This window comes from Paenibacillus sp. J5 (assembly GCF_054955055.1).
The window spans coordinates 98,660-113,716 of record NZ_JBUEDD010000003.1; the positions used below are offsets into that span (position 1 = coordinate 98,660).

Consider the following 15,057-nt stretch of genomic DNA (forward strand, 5'->3'; position numbering starts at 1 on the left):
CGCCATGGAAGCTGCGCGAGGTACAAAGGCGTGCTGCTGCCTAACAAGTAATCCCCCCAATGTCTGCATGGGCACACATTGGGGGGATTGTGTTAGGGTGTGTATGCAAACTCCGAGGAGCAGATGTTGCCGAATTTCGTTCCATGCCAGGCGCTTTTTCGCAGGCGTACCGGGGGTGCATCTGCGAAAAGCTACGCAGCAGGGGGCGAAAAGGCAGGGATAGATGCCCTTATGCGGGTCTGCATACACGCCCTAGCTGGCCAGTTGCACTGTAGTCGTGCTCTGCAGCCATTTCAGTTGAAGTCCTAGCGATTCAGCCAGGAAACGAACGGGTACGACAGTGCGATATTGCACTGTTTTGGCCGCTACATCGAGCTGTGTTGCCTTGCCGTTCACGTAGGCGGTGTTGCTGCCAATGGTCAGAACGACGGTCGTCTCTCCTGCGGTAAGGGTGACCTGCTGGCGGGTCTCATCCCATTGCAGCTTTGCCCCCAGCGCCCGTGCAATGCCGTACACAGGGGCGAGTACACGCCCGTTGTCCATAATCGGCTGTTGATCGCTGAAGCTGATGATGCTGCCATTCATCATAATTTTAATCTCGCCGGAATTGGACGGGGCAGAGGCAGAGGGCTCAGCAACCGCCGTTGTTGTGTTTGTTGCGGTCGTTGTCGTTGTTGCTGTTGTACCTGCTGCAGTTGTACTCGTTGTGCTGCCGGCCAAGGTTGAATCAACCGTGGTCGCTGTTTCCGTATCGGATTCTGTAGCTGCAACAGGCGCAGAAGGATAATAGATGGTCGTCGTGGTCGGTGATGTCGTTGTCTCTCCGGAAGACTCTGTGCCTGCCGAATCTGTACCCGTCGAATCTGTGCTGTCTGAGCCTGAAGCTGGCGATTCTTCGGAACCGCTTGGCTCAGGCAGTGCAGATAGGTCGCGTCCCAACTGCTCCTGCAGATTCACCAACCGGTTCAGGGCAAAGGTCAGCAGCGAATTCGATGCCATTACGCCGCCATTGCCGCCTGGCGCCGGGCCTTGTCCCCCCGGTGGCGATCCGTCCGGCGGCGTCATGCTGCCTGGCTCGACACCCTCGGGAGGAGTCGCTCCAGGGGCCGCGCCGTCCGGGATCGTTCCATCCGGCGGTGCTTCTCCCGGAGTGCGCCCCGGCTCAGTGCCGTCTCCAGGCATTACGCCGCCATTACCGCCTCCTGCATTGTTATCGGAGGAATAGGATACATTGGCCTCGAACTGCTCCATAGTGTAAAACTTCGTCGGATCTGCCTCCACATACGGACGAATCAGATCTGCCAGCTCGCCAACACGGTCTTCGATGTTTTCGAGGTAGTCCACAAGCTGATTGACATAATCCAAGTAGCGCTCCTTGTATTCGGCCACTTTTAGCAGGTTGTTGATCATCGGCGCGTCTTCCATGGAGATGCCTAGCACAGGCTCATCCAGCAGTGCAGCTACAGCGGTCGTATTGCTGCCGCTCATCGGAGTGTAGCCATTGAAGGACATATTGAAATCCCAAGGAATGACCGTGTATTTGCCTGCGGCATCCCCGTACAGCATATAGTTTTGCGCTTTGTCCCCATTGTAGCTGTCATAGTTGCCAAACACAAAGTTGGCAGCGATGTACTTCAGCGCGGAGTCAACATCCAGCACCTCCTCAATATCGCCTTTTTCTCCGTCAGGCATATCATTCAGCACCTTGATGAAGTTTTTGAGCGAAGCCTTGTTATCCTTAATGCCCAGATCGCGTGTAATGGTATCATAGTCACTGCCCTCGACATATTGCAGCGTGCTGCCGGCGTCCGTATCGTATAAGACCCCTGTGCTGTAATCTTCGCCTACAGTACGGGCCAGATAGCTGTCATCAACCGATTCTACGCCTGTGTAGAAGCCGAACAGCTCGCCGTTAATGTATAGATTGGCGAACACTGTAAGCGGAGCATCCATGCCGATCTCCCTTAGCGCTTCATAATGCAAATACTCTCGCAAATAGGAGGGATCGGAGAAGCCGTTGTTCAGCGACAGCTTATCCAGCCCCAGCCACGTCTGCTCCTTATCATACTTGTCGAACTTTAAGCGGAAGCTGTACCGGTCGGAATCACTCATGGCCGCCACAGAGCGCAGGGTCAGATTGCCTTTTGTCGAGAAGCCGACATTTTCGATGGTTTGCCCGTCTATTTCTACGGTTGCAGTTTTGTATTCCTTATCCAGCGGACTAGACAAGATACTTGCCCAATCCTCGTCGGAGACGGTCACATGGATATCGATAATTCGATCTCCTGCAAACACCTCCTCATACGCCTGTGTAATTCCGTTCGCTGCCGCATCTGCCTCCTGACGGGCCAAGCCGGGAACGAAGCCAAATGCCATGGTAAGTGCCAAGGTGACGGAAAGGGTTTTTTTAAGCCATTTGTTTACGTTCATGTTTTCCTCCTTCGGATGTTTTTGGTAGGTTGAGCTATCTGTGTATTATCGTAAAGCCCTTTTCTTAAATGAATCTTAATTGTGATACCGGCGAGCTGGAAGGTGTACTGCCCCGTTATTCGGCTCTTGCAGAAAAGGCCATCCGCTAGTATTATTAATTAATATATTAATGGATAACACTTTAATTAACTATATGCTGGAGGTAACCATGAAAAGATCACCTATTGCACAACAGAGTCCGTATTCCAACCCGCTCGTGCTGCAGCGCGCTGACCCTTGGATCTACAAGCATACAGACGGTTATTATTACTTTACTGGCTCGGTTCCTGAGTATGACCGTATCGAGCTGCGGCGTTCTCTGACGCTCAATGGCTTGGCGGAGGCGGAGCCGGTCGTATGCTGGCGCAAGCATGAGATAGGCAAGATGAGCGCCAACATCTGGGCTCCGGAGATTCATTATGTGTCGGGCAAGTGGTATATTTACTTCGCGGCAGCATGGACGAGCGAGACACAGCAGGGGATATTCGATCACCGGATGTATGTGCTGGAGAACAGCTCTGCCAACCCGCTGGAGGGCGCATGGGAGGAGAAGGGGCAGATTGTTACGGATTGGGAGTCCTTCTCCCTGGATGCGACAAGCTTCGTTCACGAGGGAGTGCACTATCTGGTCTGGGCGCAGAATGACCCGGCCATCGAGGGCAATTCCAACCTGTATATCGCACCGATGAGCAACCCGTGGACGCTTGGCGGCAAGCAGGTGCTGCTATCCAAGCCGGAGTACCCATGGGAACGAATCGGATATAAGGTGAATGAAGGGGCGGCCGTGGTTCGGCATGGCGGACGCATCTTCATCAGTTACTCCGGCAGCGCAACCGACCATAATTATTGCATGGGATTGCTATGGGCGGATGAGAACAGCGATCTGCTCGATCCGGCCTCATGGAGCAAGGCGGCGGAGCCGGTATTCGTCTCGGATGAGGAGCACGGGCAGTATGGGCCAGGACATAACTGCTTCACAGTCGCGGAGGATGACAAGACCGATGTACTCGTGTATCACGCCAGAAGCTATAAGGAAATCGACGGCGACTCGCTGTATGATCCGAACCGTCATGCGCGGGCCAAGACATTCGTCTGGGATGAGCATGGGATGCCGGTATTTGGGCGCCCTCTGCCAGACACACATTCAAGATAAAAAGGAATAAAAAGGGTTGACAAGGAAAACGGTTATCTATATGATTAACGTTAATATTGATATTAATTAATAATATTTATACTACCTAAAATAGCCGTGCCAGAAGATAGGGGAGCGTATGAAGCAGACAGCAGGCGCTTCATGCTGTCGAAGCAATCTGGGCGGCTATATCAAGCGGTATAATGTATGCGGTTTCACGCAGGGTGGCTGACGTGCTGGGGCATCCGTGTGATAGGGCTGATGCAGGAGCATATGGGAGCGGCATGCCTCATGGTGGCTCCATTGTAGGGGAACTGAATTTTATTGAGGGGATGGATGCGAGGATGAGAGCAAGAAGATGGCTGCCTGTATGGGCGATGTGGCTGGCGTTGATAGGGGCTGTATCCGCATGCAGCGGAGGAGATGGCAGCACGGGAGGCAGCGGCAGCTCCGGGGACACGGGAGCGAAGAAGAAGCTGACCTTCATGTTCAGAGGCGGGCCGGATGAGCAGAAGGCCTATGAGAGCGTGGTCAAGCAATTCGAGCAGTCGCGTACAGATGTGAAGGTTGACATCATCGTGACTGCCGCTGATCAATATGCGACCAAGCTGAAGGCGGCGATTACGGGCAAGAATGTGCCAGACGTATTTTATTTTGAGCCCGGCGATTTGAAAGCGTATGCGGGGAGCGGCGTGCTGCTTGACATGACGAGCTACATCGAGGGCAATAGCAGGCTCAACCTGGATAATATCTGGCCGTATGGGGTGAACTACTACCGCTATGACGGAGATAAGGTCGGGCAGGGCAGCATCTACGGTCTGCCGAAGGATGTGGGGCCGTTCGCACTCGGCTACAACAAGACGATGTTCGAGCAGGCGGGCATTCCGTTGCCGGATAAGGATCAGCCGTATACCTGGGAGGAATTCGTCCAGGTCAATCAACAACTGACACAGGACACGAACGGCGATGGCAAGATCGACCAGTATGGCACGGGCTTTAACGTCAATTGGGCGCTGCAGGCCTTTGTATGGAGCAATGGCGCGGATTGGCTCGACGAGACGAGAACGAAGGTGACTATCGACGACCCCAAGTTTGCAGAGGCGCTTCAGTGGTTCGCGGATCTGCAAAATGTATACAAGATTACGCCGTCCATCGAGGACGCACAAACATTGGATACGTATCAGCGCTGGATGAAGGGGGAGCTGGCTTTCTTCCCGGTAGGCCCATGGGATATGAGCACCTATGAGACACTGCCGTTCGAGTATGACCTGATTCCGTATCCTGCGGGATCGACAGGGAAGTCAGCGACATGGACTGGCTCCTTGGGCATCGGCGTATCGGCCAATACGAAGCACCCTGAGGAAGCGGCGGAGCTGGTCTATTACTTGACTGCATCGGAGGAAGGCATGAAGGCGCTGGTGGATGCCAAGGTGCAGATTCCGAATCTGATCGATATGGCAGAGCAATGGGCGGCTGACAGCTCCACGAGGCCGGCGAACAAGGAGGAATTCCTGCAGATCGTCAATGAGTACGGCCGCGCGTTGCCGGGACAGCTTACATACAACAGCGAATGGTATCAGTTGTTCTTCACCGACATCCAGCCGGTGCTGGATGGCAAGAAGACGGCGGCGGAATACGTTAAGGAGCAGCAACCGAAGATGCAGGCGCTGCTGGACAAGGCGATTGAGCAGGAGAAGCGCGCGAAGAAATAGCGGCGAGCTCCACGCCCCCGAGCGGGTCGCAGGGTAGGCGTGCGGACAACAGGCATGCAGGCGAGTAGAGTGAAGATGACTAGGGGGCGGCGGGATTGCGAAGGGCTCCCTATGTCACGGCTGACTGCTCGCGCTGAACAAGGGTAAGCGAGGTGGACGATGAAGACGAAGTCCAATCTGTACCGGAAGGAAGCACGATATGGCTATTTATTTATTCTGCCTCCGGTTCTGGGTTTTCTACTATTTGGCTTGTTCCCGGCGATGTATTCCTTCTATGGCTCTTTTGCTGACTGGGATGGACTGGGGCGGATGGATGGGATCGGACTGGCGAACTATGCGGATTTGCTAGGAGATGACCAATTCCATAGAGCGATGTATAACACCTTCTATCTCATGCTGGGCATTCCGGTCGGTCTTGCGCTGGCGTTGCTGCTGGCGATGGGGCTGAACCGAGGGATACCGGGAACCACGGCTTTTCGGGTGATTTACTACATTCCCGTCATTTCATCGCTGGCGGCGATCTCCATCCTGTGGAGCTGGGCATATAACGGCGACTATGGATTGGTGAATCAATTTCTGGAGCTCATTGGCATCGAGGGGCCGAACTGGCTGGCGAACAAGCATACGGTCAAGCCCGCTCTAATCATCATGATGGTATGGAAAAACCTCGGCTATACGATGCTGCTTTATTTGGCAGCGCTGCAGAGTGTGCCTAAGGATTATTATGAAGCTGCCGAGCTGGATGGGGCGGGGTCGCTGCAGGTGCTTGGGCGGATCACCTGGCCGATGCTGAGGCCGGTTACCTTCTTCATCATCGTGACCAATATTATCGGAGGCTCGCAGATCTTCACCGAGATTAATATTATGACCCCGACGGGCGGGCCGGAGTACAGCTCTGCGAGTGTCGTATTTTACGTCTGGCAAAAGGCATTCGGCAACCTGCAGATGGGCTATGCCTCTGCGATGGCTGTCATCCTGGGGCTGTTTATTTTTATCGTCACATTGATACAGTTCAGAATGAACGAGCGCTCATCCCGCGATCTGGGGTGACAGGAGAGGAGTAGAACGGATGAAAGCCCAATATCGTGTGTCCCATCTGATCATCTTCCTGCTGCTGGCGCTGGGAGCGATCTTCATGATTGCGCCGCTGGCCTGGATGCTGTCGACCTCCTTCAAGACGAGAGAGGCTGTGTTCGCCTTGCCCCCGGAATGGATTCCCGATCCGTTCATTATGGTCAAATACCAGGAAATATGGGAGAAGGGACCGCTGCTGAGTGGAATCGTCAATAGTCTGATTGTCGCCGTCTCGGTTACCGTGGTTGGCGCGTTCACCTCCAGCCTGGCGGCCTTCTCCTTCTCCAAGCTGCGTATTCCGTATAAGAATGCCATCTTTCTCGGGCTGCTGGGCTCGGTGATGATCCCCTATCCGGTCGTCATGATTCCGCAGTTCATCCTGTTCTCGGAGATGGGCTGGGTGGATACGCTATGGCCGCTGATCCTGCCGGGCTTCTTCGGCAATGTGTTCATGATCTTCTTCCTGCGCCAGTATCTGCTGAGCGTGCCGGATGCGATCATTGAAGCGGCCAAGATTGACGGCACCTCTTATTTTGGGCTGTATAGCCGCATCGCCCTGCCGCTCATGTCGCCCGCAGTAGCGGCTCAGGTCATTCTATGGTTCATGGCGATCTGGAACGATTATCTTGCCCCCATCATCTATCTGAACACGCCCACCAAGCAGACGCTGCAACTGGTCATCGCCAACTTCAATGCCATGTATGCCATCCAGACCGATTATCCCCTCATAATGGCTGCGTCGATCATTGCGCTGCTTCCGATGCTGATCGTCTTCCTCGTCTTCCAGCGGCGGATCATCGAGTCGGTCGCCATCTCGGGGGTGAAGGGATGATGGGGATGACTAGAGAGCGAGAAGTAATGAAGAACAATCAAAGGGGCTTGAGAGCAGAGCGCCCGGCCGAATGTGGGGGCGCACTCCTTCAGGCTGCGGAGCATCAGCAATGGGCAGCGTCGTGCTACAGGAAGGGTGCAGGCTGGAGCAGAGCGCGGCTGCTGCTGGTATTATGTGTAGTGATTGCGCTGCTGCCGGCCTGCTCGTTCCAGGGAGGAGAGAGGGGACAGATGGAAGCGCAGATTCAGGTGCAGTATCCTGATCCACCGCCAGACTATGCCATGCTTGACGTGCCTGCGATCGATACGGAGACGGAATGGAAGATCAGTAATGTCCACGACCCGTCGATCTTCAAGGATGGAGAGATGTACTACCTCTATTCAACCGATGTCAAGGTGGGCGGCTCGCCCGGCGCAGGCATCATGGTACGCAAGTCGGCCGATCTGATTCGCTGGGAGTGGGTGGGCTATGCACTGGAGGGCGTGCCGCGGGAGGCGGCTGACTGGACGGGGGCGACCAATCTATGGGCGCCAGACATTGCCAAGCTGGGCGATACTTACTATCTGTATTATTCAGCATCGACCTTCGGTACGAATCGCTCCTATATCGGTGTTGCCACCTCCGCTTCGCCCGAAGGGCCGTGGACGGACCAGGGAGCTGTCATCAAGACAGCGCCTGGGGATGGCCCTAACGCCATCGACCCGAACATCGTGCGCGATGCACAGGGCGGCTATTGGTTTGTATACGGCTCCTTCTTCGGTGGTATCCATATTGCGCCGCTTGATGAAGGTACAGGCAAGCTGAAGGAGGAGGGGGTGGGCATACAGATTGCCGCCCGCGACCGTGCAACAGAGGAAGGCGCAGTGGAAGGGCCGTATATTATCTATAATGAAGATACGGGATACTATTATCTCTTCGTCTCCTATGATTCGCTCTATCAGGATTATAACGTGCGCGTCGGGCGCTCGGAGCAGATAACCGGGCCGTACCTGGATGCGGCAGGTCGGGATATGAAGGATGTGGCCTATCGGCCGCAGTATGAGATTGGCAATAAGCTGATCGGCGGTTATCGCTTCTCTGCTGGAGATGTCTGGCTGGCTCCTGGACATAATTCGGTGTTGCAGGATGAGAATGGCGCAGATTATCTGATTCATCATGCCCGTCCTGAGGCGGATAAGAACTGGATGTATCTGCATGTGCGCAAGCTGGTCTGGACAGCAGATGGCTGGCCGACTGTATCGCCGGAGCGCTATGCCGGGGAGCGCGAGCAGGACATCCCGGAGCAGGAGCTATATGGAGATTGGGAGCTGGTAGCCCATGCGAAGTATATGGACGGGGTCGTCCCATCCTATAAGGTCACGCTGCATGAGGCTGGCGGCGCCGCCAGCGAGTACGGGGAGCTGAGCTGGAGCTATGACGGTAAGCGAACGCTGTCCTTATCGATGCAGGGGGAAGCTGCCGATGGATCGGCGCATGAGTCGCCAGTGGAGGTGCAGGTGCTGGCTGCCTGGGATTGGGAGCTGAAGCGCCCGACGTTGGTGTTTACTGGTCTGGATAGTGAGGGCAGTGCGTTATGGGGGAAGAAGCTTCCGTAGATAGGGCGTTCGTACTGGCGCAATAAATAATTTATTTACAAAAATTACTTTTATTGTTAATCTACTAATAGACTAAAATGGGAGGGGAAAAGATGAGATTGGTATTAAAGAAAAAGGTGTTATTTTTTACCATCCTTGCTGCAACATTGTTGTCATCCATTCCGTTTGATACGGTAACCGCGTACAACACCCTTGGGATCAGTTGGCCAAAAAGTATTGGGGTAGCGGCTGAGGTGAAGCTACGCTACGAAATATCCGGTAAAACCAAATATAACACCGCCTTTGATACCGCTGTTGCAGACTGGAATGCTGCCCAGTCCAAAATCAAATTCAATCTTTCTCCTTCCAATACGTTGTCTCCAAATGTAGTGGGGACGTTTGGCGACTATGATCAGTCCCTTTATGGCAGATGCAATTACTCATTTAATAGTAATAACAAATTTATAAGCATCCAGGCTAGATTAAATGCTTATAACGACAACATTGATACAAATGCTACGGTAAGGAGGAGCACCGCCGGGCACGAATTGGGTCATGGGTTAGGGCTTGACCATACTTCCGTTGTCGTTATTGCCTATCTCATGAGTTCCAATCGGGATCGGACTTCCATCTATACCCCGAAGTCTGATGATATTAATGGCGTCAATGCAATCTACGCATTCTGAAGGGGGAAAGGTAATGGTAACACAGTTGAAAAACAAAAAAGGGATTATGGCCGTTGGCATCCTTTGTGTAGCTATCCTACTACTCTTCTACTATAATTCTGAAATGAATTCGGGGCAGAATGTCTCCCAGCACTACTCCACTACAATCACTGCTGACCGTGCTACCTTTGGGGATTTGAAGGGACTTGTCGGAATTTCAGATTTTGTTGTTAGTGGACACTATGAAAACCAGGTTCAAACGATTAGAAACACAAACGAAAGTGGGACTTACCATTCAGAAGGAAACACCTACCGATTCGTAGTTGAAGACAATCTTCTAGGTTCAACCCCTGCCGCAATCGAAGTATATATTCCCCATTTCTCCCGGCACACAGCGACCGTTCAAGGAATTGCATTTCAAGCGGACATAGATGAGCCCCATTACTTGGAGCCTGATCCCAATAAACAATATGTCTTGTTCCTAAAGAAAGTTCCAGGAACAGATATTTATTCCCCATCCTCTGCCCCATTCCAAATCGAGATTGAAGCAGATCGAAGTGTTCAGTTGATGTATAACATGGCTGATCTGAACAAAACAATTAAAGCTAACAATGGGGATAGTATGCTATTTATTGCTGAACCGCTTCATATTGATGACCGAATTAGTGGATTGAAATTCGACGTTGTTTTGGAACAGATCAAATCTGAAGTTGTTACTAAAATTGAAGGTTAAAGGTATAAACCGGGGTGTCCTATACAGGGGCATTAGAATGAAATGTTTTGGCTAAGGCTTGACAGGGCAGACAAGACAAAGCACTGTACTGCCCACTGCCCTGCCTGCCCCTGTTACATCCCTCACGCCTCTTCCTCGCCACTTTGCCGCTTCTCATAATAGAGCTTGAACACTATATCCTGATTATAGTTGCCGAAGCCGGAGCCGAAGATCGTCAGCCCGCCGACGTTTTCCGCATCCTTCAGCACGCCCAGCCGGAACGTCCATTGCTTGTTCTCAATCTGGAGCTGACCGAGCGTCACATCCGAGATCCGCTGTCCATCGATGAAGGTGCCTTCATGGTTAATCTTGAGCATCTTCAGCAACCCATACTGGTTAATCTCTCCCCACCACCAATCGGGCGTGTAGCGCCCGCGGTTGCCCCCTCCGAAGTCGCCAGGGCTTGTCCAGGTGCCGAGCCGGATGCCATTGAGAAAAAAAGTAATATCCGATGGCCAATTATCATTGGCGAACGGCGCCTCCGATGAAATCTCCATCGTAATCTCCAATTCCTGCGGCTCCTCATTGCGTGTCAGATAGTTCGGTATTTTGTATTCGATATACCCTTGTCCCAGCCATAATATTTTGGCATTGAAGCGTTCGGGCTCCAGGAAGCAGCGCGGCTCATCGAAGATGCCGATGACCTTGACCGTAGTTGCCAGGCCGCAGGTCGGCACGACCTCGAAGTCGGTATAATGGCCGACAGAAACCTCCGTGACATGGCATTCGCGCGGCAGCGTCTCCAGCTTGGGCGGGAATATAATCTCGATATAATCGGTGACGAGGGTGCATACCTTGCGTGCGGCTCCCTTGCCCGGCCGCATAGAGGTTTTGATGATGCCCGCCCGTTCCAGCTTTTTCACATGCATCGTCATGATTGCGCTGCTCAGCTTGAGCGCATCGGCAAGCTCCTTGATGTTCATCTGCTTATGAGTGAGCAGCCGAATCATCTCGATCCGTACATTGCTTGCCAGCGCCTCATAGACAGGGAGCGAGTGCTGGGAAATATCAATTTTCATACGACCCTCCAACATTAAGGTTCATATAAATAATATACATGACAGTTAATATTTCAACAACGTCGTTAACGCGTATCATGGTAGACAATCATGCTATGATTTCAGTTCTAATCCATGAATTCCATTTCCTACCGTAATAATTTCCACCTTAATTCGTAATATTGCCTCCTCATCATTGCGGCCGATTTCCTTTAAAGTGGTAACTGAAAGCGAAATCATATCGGAAAAGGGGTTACGATTCATGCAAACAAAGAAACCATGGCTAGTCATGCTGCTGAGCCTGACGTTAATCTTCGGTCTCGCTGCATGCAGCAGCGGCAGCGGAGGCGGAGGCACCAATACACCGCCTGCTAACGGAGACACCAATACACCGAAGACAGATGACACGGGCAGCAAGGGGAGCGACGAGAAGATCGAGCTGTCCTTCTGGATTCTCGGCACTCCGGGGTACGAGGATCTCGTGAAGGAGTGGAATGCAACTCATCCAAACGTGCAGATCAAGTACCAAACCACGGGCGACCAGACGGCGCATCATAACAATCTGACGACAGCGCTGTCTGCCAACTCCGGCGCACCAGACATCTTCATGCTGGAGATCGGCTTCATGGAGCGCTTCATTACGGCTGAGGATAAATTCCACAACCTGAATGAGCTGGGCGCTCAGGATCTGCAGAGCCAATACCTGGACTGGAAGTGGAAGCAAGCGTCCTCGATCGATGGCAGCTTCCAGATTGGCCTGCCGACTGACATTGGCCCGACAGTTGCCTATTACCGTGTGGATCAGATTGAGCAAGCGGGCCTGCCGGTTGATCCTGATGGGTTCAGCGCTGCGATCGATACGTGGGACAAATTCGCTGCGGTCGGTAAGGCGTTCAAGGAGAAGACAGGCAAGCCGTTCGCTGATCTGAAGGATCTGACCTTCAACGCGCTGCGTGATCAGGCCACTGACGTCATCTATTTCAGTAAGGAAGATGGCTCCTTCATCGGAGACACCAATCCTCAAGTCCGCAAAGCCTATGACTTCACGGTCAAGGGTATCCAGGAAGGCTGGATCGGCAACTGGGCGCTATGGTCTCCAGAGTGGGGTCAAGCGACAAATGACGGCGCCTTCGGCGTCATGCTTGGACCAGCTTGGATGGCAGGCAACATTAAGGGCAACGGCCCGGATTCATCGGGCAAATGGAAAATTGCCCAGCTTCCAGAAGGCTCCGGTAACTGGGGTGGCGCATTCCTGACACTGCCGAAGGAAGGCAAGCATCCGAAGGAAGCGTTCGAGTTCATCAAGTGGGTTACAGGCAAGGAGAATCAACTGGTATCGTTCAAGACCAAAGGCTTGATGCCTTCGATCCCAGAGCTGTACACGGATGAGGCGTTCACTGGCTTCCAGGATGAATTCTTCGGCGGTCAGGCAACAGCGGTCGAGTTCGGCAAGGCAGCTAACCGCGTCAAGCCGGTCTACTACGGCCCGCTGCACGACCAGACCGATACGTACTTCAAGGATGCCCTGCAGAATGTCATGGAGAAAAAAGCAGATCCGGAAGCGGAATGGAAAGCGGCTGTCGAGAAAGCGAAGAAGCTGGCAGAGCGCAGCTAAAGCGTAACAGGAGCCCGGGTTGCTATACCAGCCGGGCTCTCCCGGGCTTCGCTCAGGCTTAGCCCGGCTAGCGCTCACCAGACGGCGGCAGGCTGCCAGCAGCAGTCTGCCCCGGATGACGCCACATGCCGGCGAGATTGCCGGCAACCATACACCTTCTAATTCGCAGGGAGCTCCTTGCGAATTAGAAGTATTTATCTCAACACTACTTGAGTAGCGGAACGCTGCTTCACCGTCCACGGGGCGGCCGCAGCGTTGGCGCTTGTGGAGGTGCGACAATGCCCAAGCCTATACCAGCCGAGGCTCCGGTGCGACTGTCAAGACCTGTGCTGACAGAGCGCAGGCGCAGCAACATCACGGCCTATTTATTCATTTCTCCCTTCTTCTTACTATTTGCCATCTTCGGTCTCTATCCGATTCTGTTCACGATCTATCTGTCCTTCTTCAAGTGGGATGCTCTGGGGCCGATGAAGTATGTCGGTATGAAAAACTATGATCTGGTCACCAGCGACCCGACCTTCTGGATCTCCTTCATGAATACGATGGTCATCAGCCTGATGGGCACTGTGCCACAGTTAATCGTGGCGCTGCTGCTGGCTGTTATGCTCAATTCGACGCTAACCCGCTTCAAGAAGGGGTTTCGTATCTTGTACTTTATGCCTAATATTACATCCATCGTTGCCGTCACACTGCTATTCAGCACCTTCTTCGGCAACAACGGAATGGCGAACTGGCTGCTCGGCATCCTGGGGCTTGAGGGTGTTCCGTGGAACTCGGGCTGGTGGGGCGTCAAGATCGCCATTGCGACGATGATCATGTGGCGCTGGACCGGCTACAATACGATCATTTATCTGTCGGGCCTGCAGAGCATCTCGCAGGATCTGTATGAGGCGGCGCGCATGGATGGCGCGAGCCGTTCGCAGCAGCTTGGCTATATTACATTGCCGCTGCTCAAGCCGTTCATTATCTTCACTGTGCTGCTGTCGACGATCGGCAGCCTGCAGCTCTTCACCGAACCCTATGTCTTTCTTGGGCAGACAGGAACAGGCTCGACACGTGAGGAAGGCATCACGATGGTGATCTATCTGTACAGCGAAGCCTTCCGCAACTCCTTCTTCGGTACAGCGGCTGCCGCGGCGGTGCTGTTGTTCATCATTACCATCATCTTCTCGGTGCTGAATATGTGGGTGTCGAACCGAATGGGTGGAGATACAGGAGGTAAAAAAGCATGAAGACAGCACCTATACAAGGAGCAGGCAATGGCCGGGCGGGACGCTGGGCATATCATATTCTTCTGACAATTGGAGCGGCGATCTCTGTCTTCCCGTTTTACTGGATGTTCGTCATCGCGACCAATGACCGGAGCGGTGTGTTTCATGTTCCGCCGCTGCTGACGCCTAGCGATCAGTTCTTTCTCAATTTCGAGCGTGTACTGGAGCGGTCAGAGTTTTTTGCGGCACTTGGCAACTCTCTGTTCGTCTCTTCGATGGTGACGCTATCCGTCATCTTCTTCTGTACACTGGCAGGCTATGCCTTTGCGAAATACGACTTTCCCTACAAAAATATATTGTTTGCGCTGGTCATCGGAACCTTGTTCGTGCCGCAGCAGTTGAGCGTGCTGCCGACCTACGTCATTATGGCCAAGCTGCAATGGATCGACTCCTTCAAGGCACTGATCGTGCCGGCGATGGTCAATGCCTTCGGTATCTTCTGGATGCGGCAGTATATAAGCACCTCGGTGCATTCGGAGCTGCTGGAGGCAGGACGGATGGACGGCTGCGGCCATTTCCGCATCTTCTGGAATATCGTCATTCCGGTTATTAAGCCGGCGATGGCGACGCTCGGCATCTTTACCTTCATGAACACATGGAATGATTTCTTCTGGCCGCTTGTCGTACTGAAGCAAAGCGAGCATTTCACGATCCAGATCGCGCTGCAGCAGCTTTTCACCAACCGCGACGGGCTGGATTACGGCATGATTATGTCGGCGACCTTCTCCGCGACGCTGCCGCTGCTGATCGTGTTCCTGATGTTCAGCCGCTGGTTTATTGCCGGCCTGACCTCTGGTGCCGTCAAAAGCTGATTCTTTTGCATACCGGATACAGGATTTTACATCCCTGTGCTGAATACCTATATTAAGCTCACGAGATGGTACCGGCAATGGCACATGGCCGTTAGCGGCTTCGGCACTCCTAAGCAGAGCATTGCCAGCCG

The 15,057-nt window shown here is 53.3% G+C and carries 12 protein-coding genes; 10 read left to right on the forward strand and 2 right to left on the reverse strand.

The window, feature by feature from the left end:
• Window positions 1-252: 252 nt before the first annotated feature.
• Window positions 253-2,430 (reverse strand): CotH kinase family protein, encoded by a 2,178-nt coding sequence (locus ACY1JZ_RS05750; RefSeq protein WP_462628447.1) that lies wholly within the window; start codon window positions 2,428-2,430, stop codon window positions 253-255.
• Between the two features lie 208 nt (window positions 2,431-2,638).
• Between ACY1JZ_RS05750 and ACY1JZ_RS05755 the strand changes: the two genes are divergently transcribed.
• The 7 genes from ACY1JZ_RS05755 to ACY1JZ_RS05785 all read left to right on the forward strand — a co-directional run bounded on the left by ACY1JZ_RS05755 (window position 2,639) and on the right by ACY1JZ_RS05785 (window position 10,191).
• Window positions 2,639-3,622 (forward strand): glycoside hydrolase family 43 protein, encoded by a 984-nt coding sequence (locus tag ACY1JZ_RS05755; protein WP_462628448.1) that lies wholly within the window; start codon window positions 2,639-2,641, stop codon window positions 3,620-3,622.
• 356 nt (window positions 3,623-3,978) lie between these two features.
• The gene (locus ACY1JZ_RS05760; RefSeq protein WP_462628707.1) at window positions 3,979-5,313 is read left to right on the forward strand and encodes an ABC transporter substrate-binding protein; all 1,335 of its coding nucleotides are present in this window, start codon (window positions 3,979-3,981) and stop codon (window positions 5,311-5,313) included.
• A gap of 159 nt (window positions 5,314-5,472) precedes the next feature.
• The gene (locus ACY1JZ_RS05765; RefSeq protein ID WP_462628449.1) at window positions 5,473-6,363 is read left to right on the forward strand and encodes a carbohydrate ABC transporter permease; all 891 of its coding nucleotides are present in this window, start codon (window positions 5,473-5,475) and stop codon (window positions 6,361-6,363) included.
• 19 nt (window positions 6,364-6,382) lie between these two features.
• Window positions 6,383-7,219 carry a carbohydrate ABC transporter permease gene (locus tag ACY1JZ_RS05770; RefSeq protein WP_462628450.1) on the forward strand — a complete coding sequence of 279 codons (837 nt, stop codon included), beginning with the start codon at window positions 6,383-6,385 and terminating at the stop codon, window positions 7,217-7,219.
• A gap of 230 nt (window positions 7,220-7,449) precedes the next feature.
• Complete coding sequence (locus ACY1JZ_RS05775) at window positions 7,450-8,814, forward strand: arabinan endo-1,5-alpha-L-arabinosidase (protein WP_462628708.1); 1,365 nt, start codon at window positions 7,450-7,452, stop codon at window positions 8,812-8,814.
• Window positions 8,815-8,906: 92 nt separating this feature from the next.
• Window positions 8,907-9,479: a matrixin family metalloprotease gene (locus ACY1JZ_RS05780; protein ID WP_462628451.1), complete on the forward strand. Its 573-nt coding sequence runs from the start codon at window positions 8,907-8,909 to the stop codon at window positions 9,477-9,479.
• 13 nt (window positions 9,480-9,492) lie between these two features.
• Window positions 9,493-10,191: a hypothetical protein gene (locus ACY1JZ_RS05785; protein ID WP_462628452.1), complete on the forward strand. Its 699-nt coding sequence runs from the start codon at window positions 9,493-9,495 to the stop codon at window positions 10,189-10,191.
• A gap of 122 nt (window positions 10,192-10,313) precedes the next feature.
• Here the strand turns inward: ACY1JZ_RS05785 and ACY1JZ_RS05790 are convergent, their stop codons facing one another.
• Window positions 10,314-11,249, reverse strand: a complete 936-nt coding sequence (locus tag ACY1JZ_RS05790) for an ArsR/SmtB family transcription factor (RefSeq protein WP_270166646.1) — start codon at window positions 11,247-11,249, stop codon at window positions 10,314-10,316.
• Between the two features lie 241 nt (window positions 11,250-11,490).
• Here ACY1JZ_RS05790 and ACY1JZ_RS05795 point away from each other — a divergent pair, with 241 nt between their 5' ends.
• The 3 genes from ACY1JZ_RS05795 (at window position 11,491) to ACY1JZ_RS05805 (ending at window position 14,926) form a co-directional block, all read left to right on the forward strand.
• Entirely contained in the window at window positions 11,491-12,843 is a 1,353-nt protein-coding gene (locus ACY1JZ_RS05795; protein WP_462628453.1) for an ABC transporter substrate-binding protein, read from the forward strand.
• A 278-nt stretch (window positions 12,844-13,121) separates the two neighbouring features.
• Complete coding sequence (locus tag ACY1JZ_RS05800) at window positions 13,122-14,075, forward strand: carbohydrate ABC transporter permease (protein ID WP_270166644.1); 954 nt, start codon at window positions 13,122-13,124, stop codon at window positions 14,073-14,075.
• The gene (locus ACY1JZ_RS05805; protein WP_270166643.1) at window positions 14,072-14,926 is read left to right on the forward strand and encodes a carbohydrate ABC transporter permease; all 855 of its coding nucleotides are present in this window, start codon (window positions 14,072-14,074) and stop codon (window positions 14,924-14,926) included. Before ACY1JZ_RS05800 ends, ACY1JZ_RS05805 begins: the two co-directional genes overlap by 4 nt.
• Window positions 14,927-15,057 lie beyond the last annotated feature (131 nt).

What these genes read in the sequence shown, in the direction of transcription:
- ACY1JZ_RS05780 (WP_462628451.1), top strand. Translation starts at nt 8,907, where the DNA reads ATGAGATTGGTATTAAAGAAAAAGGTGTTATTTTTTACCATCCTTGCT.
- ACY1JZ_RS05760 (WP_462628707.1), top strand. Translation starts at nt 3,979, where the DNA reads ATGTGGCTGGCGTTGATAGGGGCTGTATCCGCATGCAGCGGAGGAGAT.
- ACY1JZ_RS05785 (WP_462628452.1), top strand. Translation starts at nt 9,493, where the DNA reads ATGGTAACACAGTTGAAAAACAAAAAAGGGATTATGGCCGTTGGCATC.
- ACY1JZ_RS05750 (WP_462628447.1), bottom strand. Translation starts at nt 2,430, where the DNA reads ATGAACGTAAACAAATGGCTTAAAAAAACCCTTTCCGTCACCTTGGCA.
- ACY1JZ_RS05800 (WP_270166644.1), top strand. Translation starts at nt 13,122, where the DNA reads ATGCCCAAGCCTATACCAGCCGAGGCTCCGGTGCGACTGTCAAGACCT.
- ACY1JZ_RS05775 (WP_462628708.1), top strand. Translation starts at nt 7,450, where the DNA reads ATGGAAGCGCAGATTCAGGTGCAGTATCCTGATCCACCGCCAGACTAT.
- ACY1JZ_RS05765 (WP_462628449.1), top strand. Translation starts at nt 5,473, where the DNA reads ATGAAGACGAAGTCCAATCTGTACCGGAAGGAAGCACGATATGGCTAT.
- ACY1JZ_RS05755 (WP_462628448.1), top strand. Translation starts at nt 2,639, where the DNA reads ATGAAAAGATCACCTATTGCACAACAGAGTCCGTATTCCAACCCGCTC.
- ACY1JZ_RS05770 (WP_462628450.1), top strand. Translation starts at nt 6,383, where the DNA reads ATGAAAGCCCAATATCGTGTGTCCCATCTGATCATCTTCCTGCTGCTG.
- ACY1JZ_RS05805 (WP_270166643.1), top strand. Translation starts at nt 14,072, where the DNA reads ATGAAGACAGCACCTATACAAGGAGCAGGCAATGGCCGGGCGGGACGC.
- ACY1JZ_RS05795 (WP_462628453.1), top strand. Translation starts at nt 11,491, where the DNA reads ATGCAAACAAAGAAACCATGGCTAGTCATGCTGCTGAGCCTGACGTTA.
- ACY1JZ_RS05790 (WP_270166646.1), bottom strand. Translation starts at nt 11,249, where the DNA reads ATGAAAATTGATATTTCCCAGCACTCGCTCCCTGTCTATGAGGCGCTG.